This window comes from Cohaesibacter celericrescens (genome assembly GCF_002866925.1).
In the GTDB taxonomy this organism is placed as follows: domain Bacteria; phylum Pseudomonadota; class Alphaproteobacteria; order Rhizobiales; family Cohaesibacteraceae; genus Cohaesibacter; species Cohaesibacter celericrescens.
The window spans coordinates 224,468-242,716 of sequence record NZ_PKUQ01000055.1 but is presented as its reverse complement, the minus strand read 5'-3'; the positions used below and the strand labels follow the sequence as shown (position 1 = coordinate 242,716).

The following is an 18,249-nucleotide window of genomic DNA, read 5'->3' as shown; positions in this document are numbered from 1 at the left end:
GGCTGCTAAGACAAAAACTTTTGAGCATGCGGAATCATTGTGCAATACCGCCGACGCCCTCTTACTATTCCGCAGGCGTCGCAGAACAAATCACGGGTTTAACACAATAGGTTTGCTCGGAGACTTGTCGCGGCAAGCGTGCCAATGTGTTGAGATCATTGGCATGAATCCGACGACGTGCAGCAAATGGATCAACCAACAGCGGATCGCTGTATAAGGGGCGCGCACTTGCGGTGATCAAATCACTGCGTGTCAATCCAATGTCCGCAAGGGTTCTATCGTCCAATTCACTCATATGCTTGAGAGCTGCGCGATTGCGGAGGATGATCGCAAAGGGGGATGCAAGGCGACGGATGCCGCCTGCGGTGAAGGACAGTGCATTATAAAGAGCAGCTATCAGCATGGGTCGTCTCCTAATTCGTTGTGGTCAGACCCGATTGTCGGGCTAATCCTTTGCGTTTGGGTGATTGTTTCTTGGCGCCCAGAGTTTAAGACAAAGCCATCAAAACGATCATCCGCCTGCCCTTCTATTTGTGTGCTGCACCGTCGTGGAATCAGCAACAAAACAAGGACGAAAACACCGCTCCCTGCCCTGTTTGGCAAGTTGAAATTGAGAGCCATATCGGCCGCTTTTCAGTGTTGAGGTGACTATCGCCAATTGTTTGAAATAAATCCAACGAATGTTTTTTATAGAATTCATCGAAATTTGTGATAGATTGCCATAACACCTAAAGCGTCGCTGATGATTTTCAAAAAGCAGCGTATTTCGACCATCGTCTGGCAATTGGAGGCCAACCTATGAACGCTCTTTTGGATCTTGATCAGCTGCGCAGCTTTATCGCCATTGCCGAAACCGGCAGTTTCACAAAAGCAGCCGAGCAAGTGAACAAAACCCAGTCAGCTGTCTCGATGCAGATGCGCCGGTTGGAAGAACGGGTCGGTCAGACCATATTCGTGCGCGATGGAAGACAAAGTCGTGTGACTGACACTGGCGTTCGGCTGCTTGACTATGCGCGACGCATGCTGTCGCTCAATGCCGAAACAATTGCGGCTTTTTCCACCGACGCGATGGCAGGTACGGTCCGCCTAGGGCTTCCTGACGATTATGCGCCCCGCCTTTTGCCCACGGTTCTTGCCAGCTTTGCGACCACTCACCCCAATATTGAGATTGAAGTGGTCTGCGAGCAAAGTTCTTGCATTCACCGCCGTATACAAGAAGGGCGTCTGGATCTTGGTATCGTGACACATGGTGACAGCACACATGAAAAGAATGGCCGTATCATTCGCTCTGAACCTTTGCTTTGGGTTTCATCCGCCCATCATTCGGTTCATTGCCAATCAACAGTTCCTCTGGCTCTGGGCACCAAGTCATGTTGCTGGCGGTCCAGTGCGACCACGGCTCTTTCTAAAGCAGGAAAAAACTATCGCATTGCTTATGTGAGTTCATCCGCAGCAGCGGCATCGGGCGCGGTGGTTGCAGGGCTGGCGGTTGCGGTGTTGCCAGAAAGTGCCCTGATGTCGGATATGCGGGTTCTGAGCCACCGCGAGGGGTTCCCCGAATTGCCCCATTGCAACATCGCTTTGATACGTTCAGATGCAGCTCAGGACAGAATTCACAACGCGCTTGCTGCCCATATTGTCAATGCGCTGGACAATGTGAGCGGTATTATGGCGGCGGAATAGCTGCACGGTGCCTGCCGCCGCAAAGCCGCAGGTCGTGCAACGGTATTGTAAATCCACTCAGCTGTTCTTGCCCCGCATCACCAGAATATTACCCGCGATGATAGCCCCAAGGCCAACGAGGCCGGGCAGTGTCCAGTGATAGCCCTCGAAAAGGGTCGAGAGAAGCAAAGCGACAATCGGGAACAGCACGGTCAAATAGCCAGCGCGGGCTGGACCGATGGTATTGAGCAGCGTCATATAGCCCCAGAAAGCAACGACAGATGCAACAATAGACAGCCATACCATGGCGATCCAGTATTTAGCGCTCCAGTCCATCACAAACTCGACATCAAGAACCAGCGCAATGAAGATCATCCAGAGCAAACCATAGAACATACCCCACGCGTTGGAGCTGACGAGCGGCAGATTGTGTTTTTTGTTGGCAACCGACACCATGTTGCCCATGCAAAAGCACAATGTCCCAGCCATGCCCAGACCAAGCCCGATCAGAATGTCGTCACCACCGGCATGAACCGATATTTCGGGCCAGAAGATCAAGCCGATCCCAGAAAATCCCATCAGTGCCCCGATAATACCAACGCGGCTTGGCTTTTGTCCAAAGAACAGCGCGGTCAGTGCGATGTTTACCAAACTGGTGAGTGAGAAAATCACTGCCATAAGGCCGGATGCCATGTAGCCAGCCGCGTAATAAAACAGCACGAAATTTGACGAGAAAATAAATACACCCAGCAGCGCAAACCGCAAATGTATCCGCAACGGAAACTGCAACGGATACTTGCCAAGATAGGCCCATAGGAACATGGCACTGGTAGCGATGAAAAAACGGTAGATGCCGGTGATCACAGGGGGCACAACACCGATTTGGCTCGCCATGGCAATCCAGCTGGTGCCCCAGACAAATATCATTAAGCCATAAAGCCCAATATCCTTGCCAGACAGGACGCCAAAGCGACTCGATGGCTCGGCAGAAGGGGCGGTGACAGATACGTCGCTCATTGGAATGTTCCTTGTAGGCTATTGGCTAAATAGCGCACCTGCGTTTTGTCTCACGCGCTAACAGCGCCAATAATTTGCTCGTCACATTATCAAGGGCAATTAATCAAATCCAATGACTAATTAAACTCAACTGATCAGCAGAACTTATGATTGAGTATTCCAATTGACCATCTAATCTTATTATGGATGGGCCTGGACCTGTTCCCGATACGGGGCAGCCTTTTGTCGATTGTGATCAGGAGATAGAGCACAGGTTTGCGAACCTTGCGTATATCGGTTTGGCTGGGTGTTTTGATCGCGGCTAAAATCAGACAAGAAGGATCTAGAACGCACTGTTCTGAGCAATTCGGTTCTCTTGGCCCGATAAACGACCTGCGTTGAACTCCTCGACAAAGGCGCAACAAGCATTTTCCGACATGATAGATAGAAATGGATTTTGTTGATTTTTCTTGTTACTTGTTGGCTCTGTTTTTCAGAAATTTTTAAATTGGTCAGAACGATCCCATGACAGCTCACTGTGTTTCGTCACTCGACGTAGAAAACTGGCGTGAAAACCGCCTGCCCGATCTTTCTGGCAAAGTCTTTGTCATCACCGGAGGCAACTCAGGCATCGGGTTTGAAGCCGCGCGCATGTTGGGTGAGGCTGGTGCGGATCTTATTTTGGCCTGCCGATCCCCCAAACACGCAAAAGCGGCAAAAACCAATCTAGAAAGAACCATCGAAAGCGATATTGCGCTGGTTCATCTGGATTTGGTTGATCAGTCCACCATCAGAGCCTGTGCCAGTACAATACGCAGCATGACAGATCGGATTGACGGCTTGATCAACAATGCGGGTATCATGCGGACACCCCGGACAATAACCGCCGATGGCTTTGAACTGCAATTTGCGACAAACCATCTTGGCCATTTCCTTTTGACCAGCTTGCTGCTCGATCTTGTGGAAGCTGCCGCGGGCCGCGTTGTCACGGTCGCTTCGATTGCGCACAATCGTGGCCAAATTGCCTTTGACAACCTTATGCTGACATCAGGCTACAGCCCGTCAAAGGCCTACAATCAGAGCAAATTGGCCAATTTGCTTTTTTCCTTCGAGCTGGATCGCCGTTTGCAGTTGGCCCACAGCCCCGCCATTGCCATCGCCTGTCACCCCGGATATGCGGCCACAAATGCTCAAAGCACAGGCCCAACGGGGTTTTGGAAGCTGGCGTATAAACCGCTCAATGCGATACTGGCGCAATCCCAGTCACTTGGTGCTGTTTCACTCGTGTTGGCCGCTGCCGGAGCTGAGGCAAAACGCGGCGCCTATTATGGGCCGACCGGTTTTCTGCAAATGCGCGGGCCTGTTACCGATGCACCTGTTGCGGCCCACGCGCTGGCAAAAGACGACTGGAAGCGACTTTGGGAGGCGTCAGAAGAACTGCTTGGGATTACCTTCAGGGTCGGAGCATAAGAAACGTCTCTTGCAAACAGAAAACCCGGCATTTAGCCGGGTTTTGTTGGTCGAGCATTGTGATTGAAACAGCTCAATAAGCGAAATCTTCAAAGACGCGATTGATATTGCCACCCCATTCGTTGTTGTAGCGCATCAACAGCTGATCAGACGGGGTAAGACCCAATGTGACGGTCTCTTCCAATGCTGCCAAATATTGGGTTTCATCAAAACTGGCACCATTCAACCGATCACGCGCCGCCAAACCTTGACGGGACAGAGCGACCACTTTCTTGGCAATTTCAAGCACATTGGTGTCGCGGAAAGGCGTCCTGAGGCCATGGGTTGCAACGGCGACCCGCAGGTCTTCGCGTTCCTGTTCGGTCCAGTCCTTAACCAGATCCCACGCTGCATCCAATGATGGTTGATGATAGAGCAGACCGGTCCAAAGCGCAGGCAATGCGCAAATGCGGCGCCACGGGCCACCGTCAGCACCGCGCATTTCGATATAGCGTTTGAGGCGCACTTCAGGGAATACCGTTGTCAGATGATCTTCCCAATCCTGCAATGTGGGCATGGTGTCGGGAGTGTCATCTTTGCGTTTGCCGCCGAGATAGTCGCGGAAGGTTAACCCCGTCATGTCATAATAGGTGTCATCGCGGGTGATGAAATACATCGGCACGTCAAGCGCCCAATCGACATATTGCTCATAGCCGAAGCCCTCTTCAAAGACAAACGGCATCATCCCGGTCCGGTCAGCATCCGTATCGTGCCAAATGGCACCGCGCATCGATTGAAAACCATTTTTATGGCCATCAATAAAGGGAGAGTTGGCAAACAAGGCCGTCGCAATGGGCTGAAGTGCCACGCCGACACGCATTTTCTGCACCATATCCGTTTCGGTCGCAAAATCCAGATTAACCTGAATAGTGCAAGATCGGAACATCATATCCAGCCCACGGCTACCAACCTTGGGCATATAGTTCATCATGATGGCATAACGGCTCTTTGGCATGACGGGAATTTCGTCCAGATGCCATTTGGGTGAAACACCCAGACCGAGGAAGCCAATGCCTAGAGGGTCGGCCACTTCGCGCAACTGAGCCAGATGGCTGTGCACTTCTCGGCAGGTCTGGTGGAGATTGTCGAGTGGCGCACCTGACAATTCAAACTGCCCGCCGGGTTCCAACGAAATGGCAGCACCGTCAATGGGATCCACAAGGCCGATAATCTTGCCCTTATCCTCCATGCGTTTCCAGCCGAGGAGGCCTTCCATGCCCAACAACAGGCGCTCGATGCCGCGATCTCCTTCATAAGGCACAGGCTCGAAGCTGTCCTTGTAGAAGGTGAATTTTTCATGCTCTGTGCCGATGCGCCAGTTTTCCTTCGGCTTTTCACCCGAGGAAAGGCTTTCGATAAGAGTGGCGCGATTGTCCAGAGTTAACGGAACAGCGGATTTTGCGGATGCGGCCATGAAACCGGGCTCCTTGCAGAATTGGCAGGGCGCGCACAGGGCAAAATGCCAAAGCGCGTTCTGACAAGTTAGGGACTCACCCTTGTTGTTACAATGGGTGAGTGTCCATATCTGCAAAAACCCTTGTGAACAAAATCAAAGATTTGTGACCAACCGGCACTTGCCTGCTGTGAGACAGTTTTGCCCAGATTTATACCTTTTATGCCCTCCCCCGTTGGAAAAGAATAATACCAACAGCAACCAGCAAGGCGGAAATGGCCAGATTGGGCGGCATGGCTTCGCCCAATCCGAATGCAGCGATAGCGCCTCCCACAACAGCCGCGACAGACCCGATTTGGCTGAGATAAACAGGCCCCGCTACTTTTTGCAATATGAAATAGAGCAAATAAAGCAAGCTGAATGTTGCCAGTTGACCCGCAAGAATAGGCATCACGCCTCGGCTCATGGCGGTATATACGGCTTGCGTGCCCTCAAAGGACAAAGCAAAAGGCAACAAAAGAATGCCAGCGCCGAACAGCATTTGGCTAGCAAGAAACACCGGTGATATGCCGTGGGGCCAACGCAGTGTGCGATAAAGGTTGGCCACAGCAATAATGAGCGGGGCAGACATGGTAAGCAAAATCCAGATAAGAGGCGCATCACCCAGATTGGCTTTTGAGACAGCAAGTAACAACCCACCAGCCAGCCCAAACAACAACGCAATGGCCCGCATCATGGCAAACCGTTCAACCCGAATGATCAATGCCAAACAATAGGTAATCAGCAACGGAAAGAGCATTGTCAACGCTAGGAAGCCCGCTCCGACGTGGCGCACGGCCAGAATACCCACGGCATTAGGCAGCAAAAACAACAATCCGGCAACCAGACCATATTCGAGCACGCGGCCCTTGACCGGCGCAGCCTGACCTCTGACAAAACTGACAGCCCACAAGAACAACCCAGATCCGAGCATAGACAGGCTCAGGAAGGTCAAGGGGCTTGCACCTGCGCCAATGGCAATTTTTCCCAAAATCAAGGATAGGGCCAATAGACTACCGACGATCAACACCAAAAAAATGGGCAACATAGCGAGAAAGCGAGAGTGTAATGCAGACTGCGGCTCGGTGATTGGCAATCCGTCAACCTCACCGATTGATGCGCACTCAAGCGCTGGGGCGTTTTCTTGGGTCATTGAGTATCTCATTTGGTTGGTGCAAGGCACCGGCCGGGGACATCAACACCGATGTCCAGAACATGCGATAAGAGATTTTTATCTTTTCATAAAGTATCTTAATGTCAATATACTTTATGAAAAGATAAATTGATCTATGTTAACATTGCTTATAAACTCAAGGAAATCAGACCATTGCTCCGCGGAATGCTTTTGAAGATTTGAAGGATAACAGGGACATGCAAGAAAAACGAGTCGACCGAGCAACCTTTGCCACCAGTCAGTGGCGGCGCGAAAAACCGGAGCTGGATTTTTTGGCTATGGAATTGATCGGGCGGATTGGTGAGGCGAGCAAAGTGATTCGAACCGGCCATATCGAACCGCTTTTTGCGCACTATGGTCTGCAAACCGGTGCGTTTGATGTGTTAGCGACCCTGCGTCGTGCCGGGCGCAATGAACAAGGGCTTTATGCCCTCACTCCCTCACAAATGTATGACGCAACCATGGTGTCATCCGGTGGCATGACCAATCGATTGGACAGACTGGAAAAGGCGAAGCTGATCGCGCGCCACCCCAACCCCGACGACAGGCGTGGCACCATCGTGGCACTGACCGACAAGGGACTCACTCTCATCGAAGAGGTTGTCGACGCCCATTTGGCCAACGAACAAAGGATTGTTTCCCCCCTCAGTCGCAATGAGCAAGAACAACTGAGCAGCCTTATCGCCAAATTGCTCTCAGGCGTGGAGGCTATGGACCCACCAGAAAAAGGCAGCCCTAAACCCTAATCCGTCCCTTGGCCGCTGATATTCTGTGCCCTTTGCTCGCGATAGATCATATAGAGACCCGAAGCAATAGTGACAGCAATGCCGATGGCAGCAAGCTGATTGGGGAAGTCTGAGAATACCAGCCAGCCAATGAAGGTCGCAAAAGGTATCTCGAGATATTGCATCGGAGCCAAAGTGGCAGAAGGCGCATAGCTAATGGCAGACGTCATCAACAGGTGACCAACAGTGCCGAAGACACCGGACCCGATAAGCATCCACCATTCAATGGCAGATGGCCATCCCAAATCAAAAAAGGCAAACGACTCGCCATTGAGCAGCAACACCGGTATCAGCAGCATAATCAGAGCCATTACCCCAGACACCACCTGTATCGAAACCGCATCAATGCCTCGGCTCATTTGGCGCGTGACTAGAATAAAGACCACAAAGGTGCAGGCCGTTCCAATGGGCCAAAGCACATTTGCGCCGACTTCCACAAAGTTGGGCTGGACGACCAGAAGCGTGCCAATAAAACCAACAATCGCAGCAGTTATGCGATGCGGCCCGACAAACTCTTTGAGGAAAAAATGGCTCGCAAACAGCATCAGAATAGGAAAGATGAATGCGATCGCGGTTGTGTCTGCCAATGGCAAATGCTGAAGCCCAAAATACATGCCAGAAATACCAGCAATATGCATGACCGTTCGCCAGAATAGCCGCCACCAGATCTGACTTGGAAGTCTGACAATGTGCGCAATTCCCCTTTTTTGCCACAACATCACTGGCCCCAACAACAAGACTTGCATGACATAACGTGCAATGAGCAGCGTCATTACCGGGACGGACTGACCAAGAAGCTTGAGCAGGGCATCTCCGAATGGGATTACCATGCAAAAAGCCAGCATCAAGGCGATGCCAAGCATAGGATTGTCCCCGCGGGCCATGTCGCGGGATGCGGCCGTCGTTTTACTCATGGCCAGACGCTAGTTGAGAGCCGCAACGGGAACAAGTGAAAGTTTTTGATCAAATGGCCAAGCGCGTTGATCAGTTCTGATAAGGGTCTTGCCTCTTAGTCACTAATACTGTGGCATAGTGATCAAGTGAGATCAAAATGGTTCTGATGGCAATGGCACATGATGCAACCAGCATAAACAGATCACTGCAATGTGATACGGGGACGGTTAATTTTGGCATATTGTAAGTAGAAAACCATATTAATCGCACAATGCCTCCTTATCCTAAATCAGGATGTAACCCGTTGGTATCGGCGCCCTTTCGCATAATTCAGTGCATGCGAAAGTTGCCTTACACCATCGCCTTGAATAGGGAATTCTGACATGAAAAGAATGAATGCAAGTGATTTTCACCCGCGTTTGCTAGAGCTTTATGACGGCTATGTGCACGGAAAAATGAGCAAACGTGCCTTTTTGACCGGAGCCACCCGCTATGTTGCCGCTGGCGTGACCGCAATGGCCGTTTTGGAAAGCTTGCAGCCCAATTATGCGTTGGCCAGTCAAGTGGCAGAAGACGATGCTGACATCACGGTTTCCGGTATCACTTACGAGAGCCCTGACGGGCATGGCAAAATAAATGGTTATATGGCTGCTCCTGCCGGCGCTGCAGGGCCATTGCCTGCTGTTTTGGTGGTGCATGAGAACCGTGGCCTCAACCCTTATATCAAGGATGTCGTCCGGCGCGCCGCCAAGGCAGGATTTTTAGCCATGGGTCCCGACGGGCTAACCCCATTGGGCGGTTATCCTGGCAACGACGATGATGGCCGGACGATGCAAAAGAAGCTCGATAGCACCAAGCTGATGGAAGATTTTTTTGCCGGTTTTGAATATTTGGTCGGGCATAAAAATTCGACTGGCAAAGTCGGGGCTGTTGGATTTTGTTATGGCGGCGGTGTCTGTAACGCGCTGGCCGTGGCCTATCCCAATATGGCTGCGTCCGTGCCCTTCTATGGTCGCCAACCAGAAGCCAGCGACGTGCCCAACATCAAGGCGCCGTTGCTGCTGCATTATGGCGCGCTGGATGAGCGGGTCAACGCAGGCTGGCCCGCTTATAAAGCAGCGCTGGAGAAAAACGGCAAAGCCTTTGAAGCCCATATCTATGAAGGAGCCAACCACGGGTTCCACAATGACACCACACCGCGCTTTGACGAGGCCGCCGCCAAATTGGCGTGGGATCGCACAATAGCTTTCTTCAAGGCCAATCTGGTCTGATCGGCTTCGGTCTCAATGGAACAGGACTTTCTGGGGCGGCTGAACAGTCGCCCCTTTTCTATTGATCGCTCGACGCCAATTTGGCACCCAGAAAGACCAGCATTCCACCGAAGCTGCGATCTAACCACAAAGCAATTTTGGGATTGCTGCGCAAATATGCCCCCAAAGGTGCGGCGGTGAGGATTAAGGCCGTCTCGACAACAAACCCCACAGCAATAACAATAAAGCCCAAAATGACGGTCTGAATAAAAATCTGCGCTGAGCTTTGGCTGGCGTCATGGGCTATGAATTGGGGCAAGAAGGCGAGGAAAAACAGCGCGACTTTTGGGTTTAAAACATCAATCAGCACACCTTGGCGAAAAACAGTCCACGGATTTACTTGTTTGGTATCAGTGCCATTGCGCAATATTGTTCCTTCTCGGCTGAAAATCGCCTTTAGCCCCAGCGAGACAAGATAGGCGGCACCGATATATTTGACCATGACAAAAGCAGTTGCCGATGTTGCCAGAATGACGGACACGCCAAAAGCGGCGGCAAAAACATGCACTAACGCCCCCGACCCGACCCCAAGAGACGCGACAAAGCCAATCTTTTTGCCGTGGCTCATCGTGCGCGAGAAGACAAAGACCAAATCCGGTCCCGGCGCAATATTGAGCATCAGGCACGCAAGCAAGAACAGGCTCCAAGCGTCCGTTGACATAATCATTGCATCGTCTCATTTCTAAATATTTGTCCGCAAAGGCTCGGCTGCCCATGTCGGGACAGCTGGCAAGCTGTGACCTTTATTCACCAGTCCAATCGCCCAGCACCGCTTGCACAATGGCCATAGCGGCAACTGCGGCGGTATCGGCCCTCAAAATTCGGGGACCGAGCGGAATGGGTGTCACAAAAGTGGCCGCACGCAATTGTTCGCGTTCTGGTTCGGAGAAGCCGCCTTCTGGGCCAACCAACAGGGCGAGCGGAGGCACTGACCGCCCTTCCCCACGCAAGCTATCCAGAATGGCCAACGGGTTCTTCCCCAACTCGCCCTCATCGCAAAAAATGATGTGGCGACCGTCTTCACCGTCTTCCCAGCTTTCCAACAATTTGCTCAGGGTCACAGGCTCGGTCACATCAGGAATCGCGAGAATGCCGCATTGTTCTGCGGCCTCAATGACATTAGAGCGCATCTTGTCTAGTTTTGGACGGCGCTCTTGGGTGTGCTGGGTGAAGACAGGACGCAATTGGCTTGCACCCATCTCCACGGCTTTTTGTGCCATATAGTCAATGCGGGCGGATTTTAGCGGTGCAAAGAGATAGTGCAAATCGCTCGCATTGGGTACGGGCTGTGAGCGGAGTTGCTCTATCGGCACAAGCACACATTTCTTGCGGCCTAGCGGGCGAACCTCGACCTTCCATTCGCCATCACGGCCATTGAAGATCAGCATTTCATCGCCTTCATCCATGCGCAACACGTTGAGCAAATAGTTGGATTGAGCGCGATCACAGGGAATCGCGATCTTTTCTGCGATATCCTGTTCGACCCACAGGCGCTGGCTTTTGAAATCATAGTGCGACATGGTAAACTACTCTCATTTTTATCAAGGCGATTTTTGCGCTGTTTGTTTTCTCTACGCAACCCCAATCCGGCCTTTGTTGATGTCTTAGCTCTAGCAGATTAACAAAACACCGCCTGCCCTTTTTTAAGACAATGAAGGAGACTGTCGATAGTGATGGCAGTACCGGCTCTGGCTGACACGTATTTTGCCCCTTAGCCGCTCTTGCTATTGACCGAGGCAAAAAAGGGAGGCACCTATGGAGACTAGGTCTTTATGTCCGAATCTTCGTTAAATAGGCACCGGGAGCCACCATGGCCGACGCATCACCAAGCAATGCAACTGAATTCACCGTCTCGGAAATTTCTTATGCGGTGAAGTCCTCCATCGAGGACCAGTTCGGCTATGTGCGTGTGCGTGGTGAGTTGGGGCGCGTGTCCCGTCCCGCATCCGGTCATATTTATCTCGACCTGAAGGACGAAAAATCTGTTTTGAGCGGTATTATCTGGCGTGGGGCAGCCAGCAAACTGGCGGTCAAACCAGAACAGGGACTGGAAGTGATTGCCACTGGCAAGCTGACCACTTTTCCAGGCCAATCCAAATATCAAATGGTCATCGACCGTATGGAGCCTGCGGGTGCCGGCGCTTTGATGGCACTTTTGGAAGAACGCAAGAAAAAGCTCGCGGCTGAGGGATTGTTCGAACAAGACCGCAAAAAACCTTTGCCCTTCCTGCCACGGGTTATTGGTGTTGTGACCTCCCCGACAGGGGCTGTGATACGTGATATTTTGCATCGGGTCCAAGACCGTTTTCCGGTGCATGTGCTGGTTTGGCCCGTGCGTGTACAAGGGGAAAATTGCGCAGATGAAGTCGCGAACGGAGTACGCGGGTTTAATGCGCTACCCGAAGGTGGTGCCATTCCGCGCCCTGATCTCATCATTGTTGCCCGCGGAGGCGGCAGTCTTGAGGATCTATGGGGCTTTAACGAAGAAGCCCCTGCTCGTGCCGTATCCGAGAGTGTCATTCCCGTGATATCCGCGGTTGGACATGAAACAGATGTGACTTTGATCGATTATGTTGCCGACTTGCGCGCGCCGACACCAACCGGAGCTGCCGAGATCGCCTTGCCCATTCGCTCTGAGCTTCTCTCCACACTGGGTGATCTGCATCTGCGCCAATATGGTGCGGTTTCGCGCATGATGGATCGCCGCCGCGTTGATTTGCGGTCTGCTGCGCGCGCGCTCCCCCAGCCAAGAGATATTTTGGCGCTTGCACGACAACGCTTTGACATGGCTTCAGGTCGTCTTGGCCTCAGCCTGACAACGGCAACGCAAAGCCGCCGCTCGCAGTTGACGATGGCAAATGGTCGTTTGCGCCCTGCTTTGGTCTCGGACCGCATTGTCATCCAAAAAGAAAAGCTGGCCGATCGCCGGGAAAGACTGCAACGCAGTATCGCTTTATTGACACTGCCGCAAAAGCGTAAACAGTTGGAGGCGTCAGCCCGATTGCTAGAAAGCCTATCGCACAAAGGCGTATTGGCAAGAGGCTTTGCTTTGGTGCGGGATCGGAATGGTCGCCCCATGCGCCGCGCCGAGCAAATTGGTGCCGGACAATCCCTGTGCCTTGAATTCGCCGATGGGTCCATCAACGCAACCAGTGCCTTGATTGATTCCTTTGAACCAGGACCAAGCGAAAAAGACCCTTCCGGATCAGGTGATCAAATTCTTAAATCGGCGACAAAATCGGATGTGGAGACGGAGGCAACCGGTATTATGAGCGCGGCTGCGATTTCGGCCTCTGACATTGAAGCCAATTTGCGCAGCATGACAGGCAAGCCGGTGCGGCGACGTGTGGTCCGCTCCAAGCAAGATGGCAAAGAAACCGAAACAAGTGTGGAAAGTGTCGACGCGCCAGCACCGACGGAAGAAATTTCAGCTCAACGCCTAGAACAAGCAACCGAGAAGCTGACCAAGGCCATTGAGAAAGAAATTCTGGAGCGGATCAAGGAACAATCCAAACCCGCGCGCACGCGCAAGAAAAGTGACGATGATGAAGCGCAAGGGACCTTGTTCTAATCATAGCTCCCACAATGGAACCACCAATGTTTGGTGTGTTATACGCAGGAGAGATGACCGGGGCTATTGCGCCCTTTTGCTATCGTCCATCAAAACAATCTCCGCCATCAAGCCAAAATGATTGGAGCCGTAATTATCCGGCAGGCGCTCAAGGCCCTTAATCGCCAAGGGTTTGGATGTCATCACGTGGTCAATGGGCAACCCCAAAACGGTACCGATCACAGGCCATGTATTGGGTTCGAAGGGCACTGTATTCAGATTTAGGGCGGTCATGAATGACTGGATATTGGTGGCAAGGACGCTGGAATTGAAGTCGCCCGCCAACAACAGCGGTTTGTCGACCTTGTTCAAGCTGTAATAGATTTTACGCAATTCAGCAGCTTGGGTATAACCAAAATAGGGTTTGACGATATGAACTGCGGCAAGTTGGATCGACTGCCCTGCGAGATCGATTTCGGCCTTGATGAAGCGATCTGGACGAAAGCCACTGAGGGTCTGGACTGCGATATTGTTGAGCGGCCGTTTTGACAGGATCATCAGATCGCAGCTTGGCGTTTTTGCACCGCATCCAACGCGGTGGCCATAGGTGAGCGACAACCGGTCCAAATGCTTTGCCAATGGCTTGGATTCGAGCAAGATGGCAACATCAGCTCCTGATGTCTCGATCAACTCAACCACATCTTTGCTTTTTTTGTTGTTCTCCAGAATATTGAAAGACAGCACCGCTATAGAGGGGCGACCCTGCGTCATTTGAGAGGCTGGCTGGAATCCATTGCTGTGCAACACATAAATGCATTGGCCCAACACCATCAACCCAAGCACCACAAACACACTGTGAAACCGATCCCGTTGTATCGCCCAGCCCAACAGTGCAGAGAGCAGCATCCAAACAGCAAGATGAAACCGCATGCCGGCAAGGAAGGATGCAATCCAGAAATCCGGCATATAGGAGACTACAATCAACATTGCTGCCAAAAGAGGTCCGACGCCAGGCACACACAAAATATGCTTCACTAAAATAGTCTTTCAATCGATATAGTAGCGGCGCCACAGAGCGCGCACCCAAAATTCATAAATCAAAAATACAGAGTGACCGTCATCCCGTTTTAGGCACGGCTGGTCCAGACTAGTCAATTCGGCGGCAAGAAGGAAGGGTACGCACAAGCAAGTGCATCCCCTTAATTGGGGATCTTATTGATTGGTATCCTATATAACATGGAGAGTTCGGCACCACTTAGAGCCGCGCCGAACCCGCCTTTACAAGTCACCTGACCCAGAATGTCAGGCCTTTAATTGCTCGATAATTGCTACAGCACCGGATTTTTCAGCCACACCGGGATTATCCTCCAGGTTGAAGTGGGTAATTGTCCCATCATCGACAATCATGGAGAACCTTGTGCAACGCACCCCCATGCCACCAGCGGACAAGTCGATGTCCAAACCTGTAGCGCGTGCGAATTCTGCGTTGCCATCGGACAAAAAGGCAATCTGCCCCTTGCCGCCACTGGCTTTGGCCCATGCATCCATGACAAATACATCATTGACCGCAACCACAGCAACCTCATCGATACCAAGGGCATGAATGCCATCAATGGAATTGATGTATCCGGGCAAATGATTGCGATGGCAGGTGGGTGTGAATGCGCCGGGCAGACCGAACAGCACAACTTTGCGGCCAGAAAATATCTCAGATACTGTTCGGACTTCTTTTCCATCATCGCCCATTACAAAGAAATTTACTTCAGGGAGTTTGTCACCGATTTTGATCATATATGCCTCTTATTGATATGCTGCACGACGTGCCAGGGGATCTATTTTTCAAGTATGATGGATTGTTCGACTGCTTCTTCACCATTTGTAAGCGTGAATGTCAGCTTTATGCCTTTGCTTTGCCCGCCTTTTGGCAGGCCGTCAAGAATCAATTCAAATACCTGCAGGCCACCATCCTCGTTTAGCAGCGGCTTTGACAATGGAAGAAACCAGTTTTCCGGCCCCTCTACAAACAAATCTTTTGTGCCATAGCCATCCGGTATCTTTGTCGCAATAGTCAATTTATCCGGCTGCCCATCACGCTCTTGGTGCTTGATATTTGTGATGCCAAAAGCTTCACTCGCGGCTGTTGGGGCCAATGCCAAGTCTCGATCAATCAACATTTCGGTTACCAAATCTCGATCACCACCCGGCGGAATTTGCAAGCTGATGTCTGCAGATAGCGGCACACAAAGGTCGGAACAAAGACCAATCTGCGTGTTCAGATCCAAAGTGACTGACTGAGTGGGGTCTTTGGGCGTGATCAAAAGCGGGAAAATAATCGCGTCTTTATATCCAAGAATGTAGGTCCCTCCAACGGCTATTCGGCTTGGTACAGGCCAAAGGATTTCCATCTTTGCGACATTCACAGAGCGTGTTCCGTCGAGGGTGGGGGGGATACCAGAATCACCGGGAATCTTCCAATAGGTTTTCCACCCTTCATCCAGCACAATTTCAAGTCCGGCCTTATAGTGCGCTCCTTTGCTCCCACCCGCTATGAGGCGCATTTTTCCTCCCAGTGTTTCTTGCCATGGTGAGGTTGCCGCTTGGGCATTGGAGAAAGGACCGATGCTCGCCAATAGGGCTGCGGCTGACAACCACAGACACAGACGACAAAGTAAATTACCGAATATATTCAAATGCTTCATAGCTTTCTCGCTTTTGTCAGGCATCCGGAGACACAAACAGGCCATTCCGGTAAGAAGGGCATTGACGCAATATTTGCCCCTCAAAGAACAAGGTCTTTCTGCCACGCAAACACGGTGGTAGCATGGCAAGTCTTGATATCGACAGTAAATCCAACAGGCATTGCTTTCATATTTTTGTGATGAACAGGCCTTGCTCAGCGCTTAGGGGCTGAAGATGTCTTTACAGCAACATGCTCACGCAGGTACCCTTGGATTATGGTTGATTTGGCAAAAAATGTGAAACGGTCGGTGTTTCCCTCCTCTCTGGAAGGACAGTTTCTTGTTGCCATGCCCGCTGTGAAAGGACCACATTTTGAGAGGTCTGTGATTTATCTCTGCTCCCACTCAGAAGATGGTGCGATGGGGCTTGTGGTCAATCAGCTATCCTCGCAAATCACGCTTCCTGACTTGCTCCGTCAAATAGATATTCTTGACGACGATGAAGATATGATCGACCTGCCAGAATCTGCGCGTGGCATGGATGTGCTCGATGGTGGCCCAGTTGATCAAGGGCGTGGATTTGTGTTGCACAGCCCCGATTACAAACTGGAAAGTTCTACTCTTGAAGTCTCTGATGACGTTTGCCTGACTGCAACTGTTGAGATTTTACGTGCCTTGAGCGAAGGACGCGGGCCGCGTTCGGCCTTGTTAACACTCGGCTACGCAGGCTGGTCTGCAGGACAATTGGAAGACGAATTACAAAGCAACAGTTGGTTGACTTGCCAAGCGGATGCCTCGCTGCTGTTTGAATGCCCGCCCAAAGACCGATATGATCGCAGCCTTGCGCTGATGGGTGTCGATCTGTCTATGCTGTCAAGCGAAGCAGGACACGCCTAGGACTAGGACTTAGCGTCTGTGGGACGAACCCAATCCTGCCCCCTGATTGCGTGGAATGACAGTCATGCACCCCGCCTCATTCGGCTTATTCTCAGACATGTTTAACGATGCCGGTGTCTGTTCTCTCCTGACTTGAAGTCAGTTCTTTTTCCCAGCCATCATCGCCTGCTTAATGGCTGCGGCAATGTCTTGATCGATGTCCGACATATCAGGCATCGAGAAGGGAAGATTGCTGTCAACTTCCTCATTCTCACCACGCTTCGCAGCATAGGCGCGCCCGGGCAGAGGTTGTACCAAAGCCCCATCTCGCAACGGCCTGTCGGTACCAATTGGGACTTGTGCAGGCCGCGGCTGAACAATGGGCAAGTCAGGCCCCTGACGCGAGGCGCTATCGATCGGTTCCGGAGCCGTTGGAGCAGGACGACTGATTTGCTCTGGCTTTGGCATGTTAGTTTGCTCTGGGCGCTGCTCTCTTTGCGGCTCTTGTGGGCTTGGCTGCAAAGGGGGGACCGAGCCTTGAGACCCGCTTGAGGAAGCCGAATAGACGGGCGGCTTCATTGCGGCAACCTGAGGCATAGCCGGTATTTTTGATCCGGTATTGGAGGTCACCGGACGTTGCCCCAAAAGAGGGCCCTGAGGCTGACGTGCCCCCTGCAAGAGATCTGGATCTGGCCTGCTATGCGTTGCCTGGGCCTGTGGCAACGAGGAAGGATGCCGGACGGCGGGCTGAGGTGCTGTCGGTTGCGGAGCGCGAGCAGGTGGATGGGCCGGTGGCGCACTTGCAGGATCGCGTGTTTGAGCAGGATTTTGCGCCGTTATGCCGGAAAGCTTTTTCAAAAACTTGTTCGGAGCCTTTTTATTCTTGAATGAATTCAAAAAGAGGCCAGATGCCGTTCCGACTTTGTCACGCAGGCTTGCTTTTGGTGCGCTTTGTTTAGCGCTGCCTCCAGCGGGCAATCGCTGAGGGGGAATGTTGCTGGCACCGTGATTTTGTGGGGCGCGTGATACAGGTGCTTCTGCATTGGTCAAGTCACGCACGAAGCCCTCTTTGGTAGGTGTTGTTTCAGCAATGGCTTCGGCAGCAGCTGCACCAATGGCGTTTTCAAGTGCCATGTCGAGATCTGCCAGAAGATCTCCCCCATCAGTCTCGTCATCGTTGGTTTGAACAGCAGCGTGGAATTTGCCGTTCCCTTGATTTGAGACGGACATTACGTCCGGTTTGGCGGATGCATGGTCAGAAGAAGGAACGTTTTCATCACCCAAGTCCAATGCGAGGCCGGCCGCCAATTGCGCTTCGAGCGTATCTTGTTTCGGATCCTGTTTTACCGCTTCCGCCCTTTGAGCTAACGGTTTCTTTACTTC

16 protein-coding genes are annotated in these 18,249 nt (G+C 51.9%); 6 read left to right on the top strand and 10 right to left on the bottom strand.

Going from position 1 to position 18,249, the window contains the following annotated elements:
- Positions 1-64: 64 nt before the first annotated feature.
- Positions 65-403, bottom strand: a complete 339-nt coding sequence (locus C0081_RS22090) for a DUF1127 domain-containing protein (protein WP_101535895.1) — start codon at positions 401-403, stop codon at positions 65-67.
- A 395-nt stretch (positions 404-798) separates the two neighbouring features.
- Between C0081_RS22090 and C0081_RS22080 the strand changes: the two genes are divergently transcribed.
- Positions 799-1,683, top strand: coding sequence for a LysR substrate-binding domain-containing protein (locus C0081_RS22080; protein WP_101535893.1), 885 nt, complete (start codon positions 799-801; stop codon positions 1,681-1,683).
- A gap of 57 nt (positions 1,684-1,740) precedes the next feature.
- Here the strand turns inward: C0081_RS22080 and C0081_RS22075 are convergent, their stop codons facing one another.
- The gene (locus C0081_RS22075; protein WP_101535892.1) at positions 1,741-2,679 is read right to left on the bottom strand and encodes a DMT family transporter; all 939 of its coding nucleotides are present in this window, start codon (positions 2,677-2,679) and stop codon (positions 1,741-1,743) included.
- A gap of 504 nt (positions 2,680-3,183) precedes the next feature.
- On the opposite strand from C0081_RS22075, the gene C0081_RS22070 reads away from it, so the two are divergent.
- Positions 3,184-4,128, top strand: a complete 945-nt coding sequence (locus tag C0081_RS22070) for an oxidoreductase (RefSeq protein WP_101535891.1) — start codon at positions 3,184-3,186, stop codon at positions 4,126-4,128.
- Positions 4,129-4,201: 73 nt separating this feature from the next.
- Here the strand turns inward: C0081_RS22070 and C0081_RS22065 are convergent, their stop codons facing one another.
- The gene (locus tag C0081_RS22065; RefSeq protein WP_101535890.1) at positions 4,202-5,581 is read right to left on the bottom strand and encodes a glutamate--cysteine ligase; all 1,380 of its coding nucleotides are present in this window, start codon (positions 5,579-5,581) and stop codon (positions 4,202-4,204) included.
- A 199-nt stretch (positions 5,582-5,780) separates the two neighbouring features.
- Complete coding sequence (locus tag C0081_RS22060) at positions 5,781-6,752, bottom strand: DMT family transporter (protein WP_101535889.1); 972 nt, start codon at positions 6,750-6,752, stop codon at positions 5,781-5,783.
- Positions 6,753-6,970: 218 nt separating this feature from the next.
- Between C0081_RS22060 and C0081_RS22055 the strand changes: the two genes are divergently transcribed.
- Positions 6,971-7,519 carry a MarR family winged helix-turn-helix transcriptional regulator gene (locus C0081_RS22055; RefSeq protein ID WP_101535888.1) on the top strand — a complete coding sequence of 183 codons (549 nt, stop codon included), beginning with the start codon at positions 6,971-6,973 and terminating at the stop codon, positions 7,517-7,519.
- Here the strand turns inward: C0081_RS22055 and C0081_RS22050 are convergent.
- On the bottom strand, positions 7,516-8,472 hold the full coding sequence (locus tag C0081_RS22050) for a DMT family transporter (RefSeq protein ID WP_101535887.1): 957 nt from the start codon (positions 8,470-8,472) through the stop codon (positions 7,516-7,518). The genes C0081_RS22055 and C0081_RS22050 overlap by 4 nt on opposite strands.
- Before the next feature lie 363 nt (positions 8,473-8,835).
- On the opposite strand from C0081_RS22050, the gene yghX reads away from it, so the two are divergent.
- Entirely contained in the window at positions 8,836-9,723 is an 888-nt protein-coding gene (gene yghX / locus C0081_RS22045; RefSeq protein ID WP_101535886.1) for a YghX family hydrolase, read from the top strand.
- Between the two features lie 58 nt (positions 9,724-9,781).
- Here yghX and C0081_RS22040 read toward each other — a convergent pair whose 3' ends face one another.
- Complete coding sequence (locus C0081_RS22040) at positions 9,782-10,429, bottom strand: LysE family translocator (protein ID WP_210200593.1); 648 nt, start codon at positions 10,427-10,429, stop codon at positions 9,782-9,784.
- Between the two features lie 76 nt (positions 10,430-10,505).
- Positions 10,506-11,282, bottom strand: a complete 777-nt coding sequence (locus C0081_RS22035) for a 16S rRNA (uracil(1498)-N(3))-methyltransferase (RefSeq protein WP_101535885.1) — start codon at positions 11,280-11,282, stop codon at positions 10,506-10,508.
- 290 nt (positions 11,283-11,572) lie between these two features.
- On the opposite strand from C0081_RS22035, the gene xseA reads away from it, so the two are divergent.
- Positions 11,573-13,333 carry an exodeoxyribonuclease VII large subunit gene (gene xseA / locus C0081_RS22030; protein WP_101535884.1) on the top strand — a complete coding sequence of 587 codons (1,761 nt, stop codon included), beginning with the start codon at positions 11,573-11,575 and terminating at the stop codon, positions 13,331-13,333.
- Positions 13,334-13,396: 63 nt separating this feature from the next.
- Here the strand turns inward: xseA and C0081_RS22025 are convergent, their stop codons facing one another.
- The 3 genes from C0081_RS22025 to C0081_RS22015 form a co-directional block, all read right to left on the bottom strand.
- The gene (locus C0081_RS22025) at positions 13,397-14,347 is read right to left on the bottom strand and encodes an endonuclease/exonuclease/phosphatase family protein (RefSeq protein ID WP_101535883.1); all 951 of its coding nucleotides are present in this window, start codon (positions 14,345-14,347) and stop codon (positions 13,397-13,399) included.
- Between the two features lie 267 nt (positions 14,348-14,614).
- Entirely contained in the window at positions 14,615-15,103 is a 489-nt protein-coding gene (locus tag C0081_RS22020; protein WP_101535882.1) for a peroxiredoxin, read from the bottom strand.
- A 41-nt stretch (positions 15,104-15,144) separates the two neighbouring features.
- Complete coding sequence (locus C0081_RS22015) at positions 15,145-16,011, bottom strand: protein-disulfide reductase DsbD domain-containing protein (RefSeq protein ID WP_180967018.1); 867 nt, start codon at positions 16,009-16,011, stop codon at positions 15,145-15,147.
- A gap of 255 nt (positions 16,012-16,266) precedes the next feature.
- Here C0081_RS22015 and C0081_RS22010 point away from each other — a divergent pair, with 255 nt between their 5' ends.
- Positions 16,267-16,887 carry a YqgE/AlgH family protein gene (locus tag C0081_RS22010; protein WP_101535880.1) on the top strand — a complete coding sequence of 207 codons (621 nt, stop codon included), beginning with the start codon at positions 16,267-16,269 and terminating at the stop codon, positions 16,885-16,887.
- The last annotated feature ends 1,362 nt before the right edge of the window (positions 16,888-18,249 follow it).

Excerpts from the sequence above, each read along its gene's own strand:
- C0081_RS22090 (WP_101535895.1), bottom strand. The coding sequence starts at position 403 with ATGCTGATAGCTGCTCTTTATAATGCACTGTCCTTCACCGCAGGCGGC.
- C0081_RS22080 (WP_101535893.1), top strand. The coding sequence starts at position 799 with ATGAACGCTCTTTTGGATCTTGATCAGCTGCGCAGCTTTATCGCCATT.
- C0081_RS22075 (WP_101535892.1), bottom strand. The coding sequence starts at position 2,679 with ATGAGCGACGTATCTGTCACCGCCCCTTCTGCCGAGCCATCGAGTCGC.
- C0081_RS22070 (WP_101535891.1), top strand. The coding sequence starts at position 3,184 with ATGACAGCTCACTGTGTTTCGTCACTCGACGTAGAAAACTGGCGTGAA.
- C0081_RS22065 (WP_101535890.1), bottom strand. The coding sequence starts at position 5,581 with ATGGCCGCATCCGCAAAATCCGCTGTTCCGTTAACTCTGGACAATCGC.
- C0081_RS22060 (WP_101535889.1), bottom strand. The coding sequence starts at position 6,752 with ATGACCCAAGAAAACGCCCCAGCGCTTGAGTGCGCATCAATCGGTGAG.
- C0081_RS22055 (WP_101535888.1), top strand. The coding sequence starts at position 6,971 with ATGCAAGAAAAACGAGTCGACCGAGCAACCTTTGCCACCAGTCAGTGG.
- C0081_RS22050 (WP_101535887.1), bottom strand. The coding sequence starts at position 8,472 with ATGAGTAAAACGACGGCCGCATCCCGCGACATGGCCCGCGGGGACAAT.
- yghX (WP_101535886.1), top strand. The coding sequence starts at position 8,836 with ATGAAAAGAATGAATGCAAGTGATTTTCACCCGCGTTTGCTAGAGCTT.
- C0081_RS22040 (WP_210200593.1), bottom strand. The coding sequence starts at position 10,429 with ATGATTATGTCAACGGACGCTTGGAGCCTGTTCTTGCTTGCGTGCCTG.
- C0081_RS22035 (WP_101535885.1), bottom strand. The coding sequence starts at position 11,282 with ATGTCGCACTATGATTTCAAAAGCCAGCGCCTGTGGGTCGAACAGGAT.
- xseA (WP_101535884.1), top strand. The coding sequence starts at position 11,573 with ATGGCCGACGCATCACCAAGCAATGCAACTGAATTCACCGTCTCGGAA.
- C0081_RS22020 (WP_101535882.1), bottom strand. The coding sequence starts at position 15,103 with ATGATCAAAATCGGTGACAAACTCCCTGAAGTAAATTTCTTTGTAATG.
- C0081_RS22015 (WP_180967018.1), bottom strand. The coding sequence starts at position 16,011 with ATGAAGCATTTGAATATATTCGGTAATTTACTTTGTCGTCTGTGTCTG.
- C0081_RS22010 (WP_101535880.1), top strand. The coding sequence starts at position 16,267 with ATGGTTGATTTGGCAAAAAATGTGAAACGGTCGGTGTTTCCCTCCTCT.